Here is a 12,011-nt window from a genome sequence, read left to right as displayed (position 1 = left end):
CTATTTCCTCCTAATTTTGTGGTTTATATCCCCTTGATAAACTTTCTTTTAACCCTGTATTACCATTCTCCTTTTTATCTATAACTTTATTTTGTTCATATAAAAATTTTTGAGCATTTGCCTCTGTTCCTCTATATATTAAAGACACATGTATTTTACTTTTTTGTTCCAAATCTGCAAGTAATGTTGCTTGAGTTCTATTTACTAATAACGTAATTGTTGAAGGTAATTCCTGTTCCTTTTCTTTTTCCTTTGTTTGCTTTTGACTATAAACCTTATCTGTTCCTTTACTTGTAGTTGATGCAAGGACTCTAACATATTGAAGTTCTTTAGGTATTACTGTTTCTCTAAGCTCACCATAATCTGATGCAATTATTGAAATAATATCCCCTGTTTGAAGCTTTCCGGAAAGTCCTGCTGCAAAACTTTTTATGGTTATAGATATTGCTTGACTGTTTCCATCAAGATTATAAAGATACTTATTTTCTTCTAATGGACTGTTTGAAACCTTATTATTTAAAATGTAATCCCCTTTATTTAAGTCAGCTATAGCATATTTTCCTACTACATTTTGTTTATCTTTGATTACTTCCTTTGGTAAATTATATCCACCAATTTCTACAATTTCAATTTTATCTGGACTTATAATTTCTCCCTTTGTTATATCTTTGCTTATCCTTACAATTTTAACCTTTGATTGTAAGACATTATTATATAATGGTGTTACTCCAAAACATATAATAAGAGATAAAATTATGGCTGAAAGTCCTACCACAGTTCTGTTTTTAAATAGATTTTTCATTATAAAATTCCTCCTCTAAAATAATAGGTATGATAAAAAACACCCTACCGAAAGATAAGGTGCTAGTGGAAAGGATATATTCTTATCCTTTTTTTTAAGTTTGTAATATGAAGTATTTATTGTAATTGCAATAATAAGCCCTATTAAACTTCCTATAAACCCTCCCTTCACTCCAAGTAAGAATCCATTTCCGCCCATAAATTTAATATCCCCACCACCTATCCCACCGCATTTTAATACAGCAGTTATAAAAAATGGAATTGGAACAAACATTAAACCAGCTATTGAATTTACGGGATTTATACTAATTAATCCTAATAGAATTATAAGTATATGAACCTTATCTGGAATAGTTTTAGTCTTAATATCACAAAAGCTTGCATAATTTAGTATTAAAAAGTATAAAAAGCCTTTTAGAATAATTACACTATCCCAAAAGGCTATATTAAATCCATATTTCATTTTCTACCTCACATTTAACCTTTATTATTTATTTAATCCCCATTCATCTAAATATTTGTATCTATAAATCTTTTGAGATTTGTGAAACCTTATCATAAACTTTATCTGATCCACTACAGAAATATTGCTTTTATCTTTGGTAAGCATCATAACTGAGCCTGCAATTGAAGACAAAATAAACACCACACAAAATGTGGTGCTCTTATTTACAAAATATATAATGGAATCAATTACTCCTGCAATTAATGTAACTATTATAGATTTAAAAAGTTCTTCTTTACCAAAGCCATCAAAGATTTCTGTTCTTGTTTTTAAACCTAATGGGATGTATAAGGTTTCTTTTTCTTGATTATTCAATTTAGGACCTCCTAAAAAACACTTGGTATTAGCCAAGTGTGATAATTTTTATTCAATTATTAGAACTCATTTGAAATATAATTAGCATATGAATTAAATTTGAAATTTACACCTTTAATTTCAAAACTCTTCATTTTGTGAATAAATAATTTTTCCAAATTATCATCACAAGTAGAAAAGAAAATTTGATTAATAACTCCATTTTCTCTGCTTAACAAATACTTAATCATATCAATAAATGACAGTACATTCATATCATCTAAACAGCTGGTAATATCATCCACGAAATATGTTTTAAATGCTGTTGATTCACTTCTTCTAAACATATTAGCAAAAAAATAAGACATCATAAGAACTCCTAATTGCCCTTGACTCAATATATTAATCAAATTACCTCCATTATTGTCTAATAAAACAAGTCCACCCTCTCTTGCTTTATCTCTTTCTAACTTTATTTCACCAACAATTGAATGTTTAATGATTTTATTAAATATTTCAAATAAATATGGTCCTATACTTTCCAATTCTTTCTTTTCTAATTGCTTTTTTGTATCATTTATTTGATCTATAATTTTCTTAATAACTGAAATTTTATTATTGATATTTTTTAAATCCTCACTTATAAGTTTATTTTTCCCTTCCCATTCTTTCAAATCTTTTTCATGCTTTTTTAATTTTTCATTACTTAACATATTTTTAATATATAGTACTTTTTTGTTAAATACGTTAAAATCAAAATTTGAGACTTTAATTGAATTATTACAAAACGGTGAAATAGTAGTTGCTATTTTCTTAATACCATCATTATTATTTAAATTTATATCCTTTATAATATCTATTAAAGAAAAAATACTTGTTAAAGTTTCTTTTTTAGCCTCTATTGTTTCGTTATTTTCTAACTTGTTTTCTGCTTCCTCAATTAATTTTTTAATTTCATCCATAATATAAAAGTTAATTTTAATATTTAGCAACTTTAATTTTTGAAAAAAGTTATTGTGCTTAACATAAATTTCATTAAATTCCTCTTTCAAGTCGTTTTCTTTATTAATTTTTTTACTAATAATATTTATTAGTATTTTTTTTATTGATTCCATATTATCAAATATTTTTTTTGAAATATTTGATAATTCAATTTTCTTATTTGCTATATTAGAATCATTAGCTTTTAAATAGTTTGCTGCAATACTACCAATATCACTTTCGTTATGAAATTTGCTAAAATATTGATCAGATCCACATAAAGGACATTCTAAATGACCAGCTTCCTTATAACTAAATATTCCTTTTTTTCCTTTGATTATATCAGATAAGGCTTCAATAATTTTATTTCCTTTTTGCATATTTTCGACAACCGATTTTTTATCAATATATTCCTGGTTTAAAGCTTTTATCTCTTTAATTTGTAATTTTAAATCTTCATTTAAAACATTTGTTTCTTTTTCAAAATCATCCAAATCCCTTATAGTTTTTATACCATATACTTTAGCCTTTTTATCTTTTAATAAATCAATTTTTTGTAATGACATCTCTAATTTATCTTTATCATAATATGACTTCTTTATTGATTTATTAATTTCATCTTCATTTTCATAAAAATATTTTTCTAATTCTTTATATTTTTCAATCTTATCCTTATTTTCATAAAAATATTGAATTTGTTTTAAAATATCCCTTGCAGTGTTATATGCACTTATATTAAGATTTTCTAATTGAAGCTTTAATCCTTCAATATCTAAATTGTCTACTTCAGTTATTTCTTCCTCAAATATTTTTTGATTTGGATATTCGAGCTTTTTTACTTGTTTTTTTATTTCTTCTATCAAACTTTTCTTTTCTAAAATTTTACATTCTTCTACTTGCATTTTACTCTTTTGCATAATATCATCATTAAGTTTATCAGTAATTTTTCCTAAATTACTGATTGTTCTATCGATATTAGGTCTTTCCTTTAAAAAGTCCTTAAATAAACTCAATAATTCCTTTCTACTGCTTCTAAGAAAATCATAACTTTTATGGGTATCACAAATATGATAACTATAAAATTCATCATTTTTTATAAGTTCATCTAGAATTTTCTTTGTTTCATTTTTAATAGTTGTGGCATACTCCAACTTTGTATTACAATTTAAACTATCTTCTTCTTGCTCTCTGTAAACTTCAAATATTTCATCATTTACTTGTAGTTTTATAGAAACTCTAACTTTACAATTTTTACAATTAATATTTTTAATAATCCCTCTATTATTGTCAATCCTATTTTTTTCTGCAGCACTTGTATTTCTATCATCAAAGCAATTTCGAATTCTTTTTATATCACCTGTAAGACACCACTCTATAGCATCAATCAAAGTTGATTTTCCATACCCATTTGCTCCTGTTATTAATATAACTTTACTGTCATTAAATATAAATTTTTTTCTGTCATATATTTTAAAATTTTGAATCAATACTTCATTTATTATCATTGTTGAATCTCGGTTATTCATATTTTTCTAACCACCTTAAAATTTTTTTTTCATCTTCATTACTTAATTTTTCTTTGTATTGTAAAATATTACTAATTTCCTCATCTTTCGGTAATATATCTTTTAGTTTTTTTTCATATTCATTTATATCATCATTTTTAGTCTTTTCTATAGGTTCAAAATAAAATGGTAACATAGTCTTATTAGTTTCAAAAATATTTCCTTCATCATCCGTTAATATAAAAATTTTTCTACATATAGTCTTAGATTTTTCAATCTCAGACCTAAATATATCGTCATCTTTTTCTGGTAAATCTTTACATAGAATTATTAAAACAATATTGTATTTCAAGAATTTCTTGTTATATTTGTATTCTTCTCCAAAATTTACATAATTAAGTACATTATTTTCCCAAGCCCTGCACTCTGAATTTATCTGCATTAAATTTAAATCTGTACAATCCAAGATTAGAAACATTTCATTAAAAGTTTTATGCATAAATACTGTTTTCAAAGGCTCAATATATCTTTTTGTTGGTGTACCTTCAATTTCTTCAATAAAAGAACTTATAACATTATAACCCGTTGCTTTAATTTCTATATATTCATTACCAAAAAACTCTTCAAATTTCATCCTTACACCTCATCTCTACAATTTACTGAAAATAAATTATCTTGTAAATTATCATCCATGCTCATTTCTCCACTGCAAATATCACATTTCAAGCATTTCATACACTCTATAATAAATTTTTCTTCTTCTAAGTCATCAAGTTCATAACCCATATCTGCTCTATTTTCTTTAATGCGATTTATGCCATATGAGTAGTCAAAAATCCCTTTATATTTTATTGTTCCTAAATACCACTTACTCGGTCTATATTCCATTTCTTTAACTCTTGAAAAAATATTACTTACTTCCGTAAATTCACTTGATCTATGAACTTCTGAACTTAATAATATTGGACTTTTAAAATCTAATTTGCACCTTAATAAAAAACAATCTTTATTTTCAATTATGTAATTACCTATTTGAATATCATCAAAATTAGATTCAGTATTAAATATGATTTTCCACAAATACTTAATATATATTTCAATATTATCCATATTCGTTAAATAATTTTCTCTTTCTTGTCTAAGATTTAACCCTTGATAAATCCTATAATTTAAATCTTTATATTTTTTCTTTATGTTTACAGTATTCAACAATTTAAACCTTGATAATTTATCACTCAAAATATCATCGAAATATTTCTTTGTAGATATATATATTTTCTCATATTTTTTAATAACTTCAGCATCTACCTCACTTTCAAGAATTTCAGCGAAAATATTATCCGCACAATTGAAAAACACAGATTTAATTAAAGAAATTCCTTTCACTTCATCATAGCTTATTACATTACTTAAATGTTTTAATAAATTTTGCTTTTTAATTCTTCTTTCTTGACAATCTTCCGAATTTGAATAGTATTTCTTTTGTATATAATTGATAGCTAATGACATTAATAATTCCCTTGCTTCATCATCAGATAACGTTTTTACAACATCATCACATTTAAATAAATCAAATAGTTCTTGTGCTACTTCCTCTCTAAATTCATTTATAGAGCTTTTTTTATTGCTTTTAAAATCTAATCTATTTATTAATTCAGCAGAACTAACTTTTTTAAATAACAATTCCTTTCTGCTGTCTTGGTTTTTACTTTTCTTTAATTCCTCAAATATTATTCTTTTATCAATTTCCGAAATATTATTATTCTCAGTACATACATTTATTAGATTAGTTTTACATACATCTTCATCATAATTTGTTTCTGAATGATGATAACAATACGTTTTAAAATTTTTATCAGAATTAATAAGTTGAAATTTCAAAAACTGATAATACATATTGGATAATATTTCATGAAAATCAACAGATGTTTTGGGATAATATTTCACCTGAATTAATATTATTTCATCTTCATTTTCCAAAAAAATGTCCTCAACCCACTCTATATAACAGCTATATGAATTATCCAAAGATAACATAACCTTTATCGCTATTAAATCTTGAAATAAAAAACCTCGAATTTTATCTGATGCATCTCTGCGCTCTTCCCCTACTCGAAGCTCTGAAGCACACTCATTATTCATAGAAACTCCCCCCAATACAAAGTATCTTCCATTCTTGTTTCTTGTTATTATATAAATTATAAATACTAAAAAAACCTTAACAAATAACAAGCAAATTATAACACATACACATTTATAAAGTAAGTGAGAATTTCCAAACATATCAACTATAATATATAATTACCAAATTCTTAATCTGCCATATACTTTCTGCAAGTATATAAAATATCAGTATATTTTTAGCTCTTTTCTTATACATAGCGCCTTCTTCCTCAGATGCCCCCATACGAGCAAAGCAATAAATTATTCTAAATCCTGCTCCCACTCTTATTAATATCATAAAAGCATCTGCCATCTCTTTTACCAAATCCACTATTTAAACACCCCTTTTGCTATCTGCACAAGTCTTACTGATTGATATATTGTTCCCATTACTCCTGAACCTTGACCACCTGATATTATAATAAATTCTTGCAAAAATCTTGGTGTTTTAATGGCAAGAATCAATGCTGCTATTCCCCAAAATACATGAGTATTTAGCATTAAGGCTACCCCTACCTTTGCAAGAACTATCTGTACCATTACTGCTAATGTTGATTGGAAAAACTTTTGTATATATGTTCTAAATACCCCTTTGTCTGCATCTAAAATCCCTACACAAGCTAGTGGAAGTCCTATGCGTAATATTAATATTTCCATTCCTCTCATAAGAAACTGTAAGTATAGAAGAAAGAAACATATAAAAAATATTAAAGATATTATGGCCGTAAATAATCCTGCACTTGATATTCCAGTAATAATTGCTGAAAAATCGGTTTTCATACCTTTACTTATTAAATTTATAACTTTACCAGTTAAGTCTTCAACTATAGTTGTAAGCCATAGATAAAGTGTAGGAAAACTTACCGCTATAGCCAATGATTTAAAAAATCCTGTAAGAAATACTAAAGGATCTGCGTCTGCATCCCCTTCTGTCCAAAGTATATACTGTTCAAAGCCTTTCTTTAAGAATTTAAGTACAATAAGTGATATACCAAAACCTAAAAATATATTAAATACTTCTGTAAATCCATTGGTGCCAAGTAAAGTATCCATATATTTTTCTGCATGAAGAGCTATAGGCACAAGGTCGTTTAAAAGTGAATTTACATACACAAGGCAACCACTTAATATTCCTGCAATTAGCATTACAAGTAATGCTTCCAAGATCATCACCTCCAAAAGGTTAAAGGGCTTGAAGTTTAAACTCACAAGCCCTTTGAAATGTTACTTTAGCCCTTAAAATTAAACATCTCCTTTATTCTTTGAGTTAAAGTTGGAAGAACTGTATCCTTAAATAATAGATATAATCCACCAAGTACTAATGCTCCTATTACTACTGACATTAATATCTTCACTGCTGTATCTACAAAACCTTCACCACTTTTACTTCTTAAAGTTTCCTTTATTGAATTTACCTTATTCATTGCTTTTACCTGTGTTATTAGAACTAAATTTCTCATTAATAAAACCTCCATTTTCTTTATAAAAATTATCTATAGTATCCAATTATTAAATTTAAAGTCGCTGAAGCTATAACAGCACCTATGCAAGAAACTATTGCAACTACAATTCTGTTATTCCATTTTTTCTGATCCATTTCATCAGCAGCACTACGCCTTATAAAGAAATATATTATAAGAACACCTGCAACTATTGGTGCAAGAATCATAAACCATGTAGTTACATCATTAATAAGCTTTTCTGTACCTTTTACAAGCTTACTGCTCTGTACACTACCACTAGCATAAACAGTATAACTACTCATGAGTACAGTAACTATGCTAATAATTAATGCCCAGGCCTTTTCTTTTACTTTTTTGAATAAAATTTTAATCTTCATTGCTGTATAGTTCTCCTTTCTTTTTACTTTCTTCATATGAGTATCCTGATTGAAATTTTGAAACTTGCATTTGCATATCTCTCACAGACTGCTTTGTTAATCCCATTTCTTCATTTGCAACATAATAAAGCCATATTCCCCATAGCTCCATATCAAACATGTTTATGTTCCTTGATTTCCTCCTATTTTGCCTTATTTCCCTTACTTTTCTGTTATGTTCCTTATCTCCAAGTCCAAACATTTCATTAAACTTCCATGCTGATAAATCTGGAGAATACATAATTGAAGGATTATTTCTTGAAGTAATTAAGCTATAAGGTCTTGATATTAGCCTTATTTCATCTGCTGCAAGTAGTGCTCTATGGGTTAAATTAATACTTTGAGAACTGGATGGTGTAGAGAATTTTGCATGAGATGCACTTAATGAATAGGTAGATACTGTATAGTTTCCAAGCTTTTTTGATATTTCCTCAAGAGTTTCTATATCATCTGCCTGAAGATAAATCCAGTTTTCACAATTCCCTTTTATGGTCTTTGCCACCTCCTTTCCATACTTATCATCAAGCTGGGCAAAACTCTGTATAAATAAATTAAACCTAATTCCTCTGCCACCACCAACGGTTAACTTATTTGAGAAATCAGGTATTGTAGCAAAATTTCCAAATTCATCAAGCAAGAAATTCACTCTGTTTTTTAATCTACCACCTCTTTCATCTGCACTTTTTACAAGTTCTGCATAATGCTGAGATACAAACAAACTTGCTAATGTATAGTAAGTAGTTTTCTCATCTGGAAGTATTATAAATATAGCCCTTTTTTTATTGCCAGTTTCCTTAGGATCATAATCACTAACATTTGACATAGAATTGATTAATGGGTTTGTAAATAATCTTAGAGTAGTAAGAGCTGCTGTATAAAAACTTCCCCTTGTTTTGCTTGGTGCTACTTCTGAAATTGCAAGAAGAGCTTTGGCAGGATGAGAGGGATTAAGTTTTTTTACATATTCTATAATAGGCATAGTATTTCCAGTAGCCTTACACATCTCACTAATAAAGTAATAAACATTAGTCATATTCTGATATTTTCTGTTATTGCCATGTTTGTTATCATAAACTACACTCATAATAGCACTTGCAATAATAGAAGCTTCCCCATCTGTCCATATTCTCTCACCCTTTGCTTCTCCTACAAGCTGTGATGTTAAATCCCAAGTAGCATCAATAGCTTTAGCAACATCATTATTATCTACTGCATCAATTATGGGTTGCAGAAAATTATATCTACTGCTTTTTTCAGGATTTTTAAAATCAATTGCAATAACTTCATATCCTAACCTTTCTAAAAAAGGATAAGTATAAGCATACAGCTCTCCCTTAGGATCACTTAATATAATACTTTCCCCTGCAAGTGCTATTGTAGCTATACTTTCAAGTACCACAGTTCTTGTTTTACCTGAACGAGTAGCTCCAATACAAAGAGTATGAACATCTTCTCCTATAAAATAAATCTTTTCACTTCCTTTATGATTTTTGCAACCTAAAACTACCCCACCCTGCGGTAAAAAAGCTTTGGTAAATTCACCTGAACATTTTGAGGTTTCAACTTTGGACTTTCTTTGAATATCTCCTTTTTGTCCTTCCATGGTAAATTGTTCTTTGCCTTCAAAACTTTTTTCCTGTTCTTTTTCCTCTTCATCTTCTCTTTCATTTTTTTCATTCCATCCCTTCTTCATTTCTTTTAGATCATCATATCCTTGTCTTATTAGTGTCTTTACTGTTATGTCATTTGCATTTAGAATAAAGCTATTAAAAGCTGAATCCTTCTCTTTTTCTGTAAGCCATTCTGCTGAACCAAATTGTTTTTGTCCCGCTGGTACTGGAGTTGAAACTTTAGGGGTTATTTCCCTTAAATCACTTTGATAGGGCTTGTTATTTGCTACATAGTAGAATATTGAAAATAAAACTATTAATCCATCAAGACATAAAAAAAGCAGTAAGTGCTGTTTACTTACCGCCATGCTATGGATACAAATTATTAAACTTGGAATTTTTAAAACTGCCATTTGCTTTGAAAACAGCTGATGAATTATTGTTGAAAAATAAAGGTTAAATGAAATACCACTCACTAATATAAGCAAGCTTATTAAAAGTTTTTTCTTTTTGGATTTCATTGAGCTATTCTCCTTTCTCAATTGAGTTTTAATTATAAAAATAAGACCTACACGTGGTAAGTCTTAAAATTTTATATGCTCTATTAATTGGAACTTGTACTCCCATCAGAAAACTGGAATTTATCATTTTACCATTTTTAGAATTGGTCGATTTTGCTTTTCCATGATTTTATTATAAACCTCTTCTGTAATTTCTTGAATCAATTCTTTATGGTATTCATCCCATCCGCCTCTTTGTTTGATGTACCGTAATTGAGCCGCACCACCTCCCAACAAATTTCCGTTTTTCCCAACAACCCTCAGATTTTTTTGTGACATAAGAATCAGTCCTTTCTTATAGAATAATTTAACTATGGATAAAATATATCACAAACTTTGCATATTTTCAGGGTATGAGTTTTGCAAAAAATCACATTTCAACCAATGATCTAAACTTATTTAAAAGATGGTAGTTCACCTCATAAAGAAACTCAAGTGCATCTTTAAAATCATAGAACCAATAAATTTTTAATAGCAAATCATAAAGTTCATTTGTAAACTCTATCTTTCCAAAATAATCTGATAACAACCCCTTCTCTCTGAAATAGCCTCTACTTATCTTTTCCCTCACAAACATGTATTGACTCTGTTTATCAAATTCAGGTATAGCCTCATTATTTTCTACCACAAAATTCAATTTTTTAATATAATCTTCAACTATCTTACGTGCTTGTTGTCGTCTATAGGTTACCTTACTCATATATATTTCTCTAAAATACACCTTCAAATCTTGTAAACAATTAGAATCGCACTGCCTACCGCCATAAACTCTCATTATATTGATAAATTCACGAACTGTTGACAGTTTCTCATAATATCGATAAATGGATTTACCTTCTGTGATAATCGCAGTAGCCTTTTTTATATCATCTTCTGATAATATCACTTTCTCTGCACAGTATATCTCTGGCACAGAGTCAAATAATGTGGGGTCTTGATTTTTTTCTTTTTCTAATTCTATATAGATTTCTGTTTCTTCTTTGAGTTTACTACGATGTCTCAGATAAGCTGAAAAATATCGCATTACTTGGCTTGCTGATAAAATATCATATTTTTTCTGTTCCTCTCTCTTTCTAATTAACTGAACATCTATTTTATCTGAAAGATTTCTTGTCTCCTCAGATAATTCCTGTAAGATAGTGAGCGTATTTATAGCCGGATTAGAGATAACTTTATAAACTACTAACTGTAAGATATCATTTACAACATAGTCCATATATTCCTGTATATAAGTAAGATTTTCAAAATGCAAACCAATCATATAGTAAGCGTTTATTTCATTCATCAACGAATGAATAATTATTTCATTAGACTGATTAAGGCAATCTAACACCCCTTGCATATCTTGCCAGTCTCTTATAACCATTCTGTTTGATATCAGCATAGATTTTAGATTTAATGGTTCATAGTCAGGCATCTCTTCTTTAAAAGATGTTCTTGCAAAGTCCGCTGTATCTTCATCATCTATTTCAATATTGCAGTAGTCCTTATCCGCATCTACCTTACTCAAATTACTAATTATTTGCCTTTCATCTGTTTCCTCTAAAATAAAATGCAGCAATTTGACTTGTTCCTTAGAATTCAAGCAATAAAAGGGTAACCCCTTAAACACTGTCTCTGGATCATTCAATTTCTCTAACAAATTATAAACTTTTTTCTTTTGATTTTTTATTGTATAAACGTCAAGATAATAATGAAATTTTCCGATCATTT

13 protein-coding genes are annotated in these 12,011 nt (G+C 28.0%); all 13 read right to left on the bottom strand.

The features are described 5' to 3' along the window. Nucleotides 1-10: 10 nt before the first annotated feature. A complete protein-coding gene (cpaB, locus tag BN1711_RS06720; RefSeq protein ID WP_050607400.1) occupies nucleotides 11-802 on the bottom strand; it encodes a Flp pilus assembly protein CpaB in 792 nt (263 codons plus the stop codon). A 15-nt stretch (nucleotides 803-817) separates the two neighbouring features. After that, nucleotides 818-1,264 (bottom strand): prepilin peptidase, encoded by a 447-nt coding sequence (locus BN1711_RS06715; RefSeq protein ID WP_050607399.1) that lies wholly within the window; start codon nucleotides 1,262-1,264, stop codon nucleotides 818-820. Between the two features lie 24 nt (nucleotides 1,265-1,288). Next, nucleotides 1,289-1,621 (bottom strand): hypothetical protein, encoded by a 333-nt coding sequence (locus BN1711_RS06710; protein WP_050607398.1) that lies wholly within the window; start codon nucleotides 1,619-1,621, stop codon nucleotides 1,289-1,291. 59 nt (nucleotides 1,622-1,680) lie between these two features. Continuing rightward, entirely contained in the window at nucleotides 1,681-4,107 is a 2,427-nt protein-coding gene (locus tag BN1711_RS06705; protein WP_050607397.1) for an AAA family ATPase, read from the bottom strand. Continuing rightward, the gene (locus tag BN1711_RS06700; RefSeq protein WP_050607396.1) at nucleotides 4,100-4,720 is read right to left on the bottom strand and encodes a hypothetical protein; all 621 of its coding nucleotides are present in this window, start codon (nucleotides 4,718-4,720) and stop codon (nucleotides 4,100-4,102) included. The genes BN1711_RS06705 and BN1711_RS06700 overlap by 8 nt, the downstream gene beginning before the upstream one ends. A 2-nt stretch (nucleotides 4,721-4,722) precedes the next feature. Next, nucleotides 4,723-6,228, bottom strand: a complete 1,506-nt coding sequence (locus BN1711_RS06695) for a hypothetical protein (protein WP_050607395.1) — start codon at nucleotides 6,226-6,228, stop codon at nucleotides 4,723-4,725. Between the two features lie 142 nt (nucleotides 6,229-6,370). Continuing rightward, the gene (locus BN1711_RS06690) at nucleotides 6,371-6,580 is read right to left on the bottom strand and encodes a mercury transporter (RefSeq protein WP_082174074.1); all 210 of its coding nucleotides are present in this window, start codon (nucleotides 6,578-6,580) and stop codon (nucleotides 6,371-6,373) included. Beyond that, a complete protein-coding gene (locus tag BN1711_RS06685; protein ID WP_050607394.1) occupies nucleotides 6,580-7,413 on the bottom strand; it encodes a conjugal transfer protein TrbL family protein in 834 nt (277 codons plus the stop codon). The genes BN1711_RS06690 and BN1711_RS06685 overlap by 1 nt, the downstream gene beginning before the upstream one ends. 65 nt (nucleotides 7,414-7,478) lie before the next feature. Continuing rightward, on the bottom strand, nucleotides 7,479-7,709 hold the full coding sequence (locus BN1711_RS06680; protein ID WP_050607393.1) for a DUF6133 family protein: 231 nt from the start codon (nucleotides 7,707-7,709) through the stop codon (nucleotides 7,479-7,481). A gap of 29 nt (nucleotides 7,710-7,738) precedes the next feature. After that, nucleotides 7,739-8,089 (bottom strand): Mbov_0395 family pilin-like conjugal transfer protein, encoded by a 351-nt coding sequence (locus tag BN1711_RS06675; RefSeq protein WP_050607392.1) that lies wholly within the window; start codon nucleotides 8,087-8,089, stop codon nucleotides 7,739-7,741. Then, complete coding sequence (locus BN1711_RS06670) at nucleotides 8,079-10,259, bottom strand: VirD4-like conjugal transfer protein, CD1115 family (protein ID WP_050607391.1); 2,181 nt, start codon at nucleotides 10,257-10,259, stop codon at nucleotides 8,079-8,081. The genes BN1711_RS06675 and BN1711_RS06670 overlap by 11 nt, the downstream gene beginning before the upstream one ends. A 123-nt stretch (nucleotides 10,260-10,382) precedes the next feature. Then, nucleotides 10,383-10,577 (bottom strand): hypothetical protein, encoded by a 195-nt coding sequence (locus tag BN1711_RS06665; RefSeq protein WP_050607390.1) that lies wholly within the window; start codon nucleotides 10,575-10,577, stop codon nucleotides 10,383-10,385. Nucleotides 10,578-10,668: 91 nt separating this feature from the next. Then, nucleotides 10,669-12,009, bottom strand: coding sequence for a hypothetical protein (locus BN1711_RS06660; RefSeq protein WP_050607389.1), 1,341 nt, complete (start codon nucleotides 12,007-12,009; stop codon nucleotides 10,669-10,671). Nucleotides 12,010-12,011 lie beyond the last annotated feature (2 nt).

The sequence above is a fragment of the Clostridium niameyense genome (genome assembly GCF_001243045.1).
Lineage (GTDB): Bacteria > Bacillota > Clostridia > Clostridiales > Clostridiaceae > Clostridium_F > Clostridium_F niameyense.
This window is presented reverse-complemented; position numbering and strand designations above follow the sequence as displayed.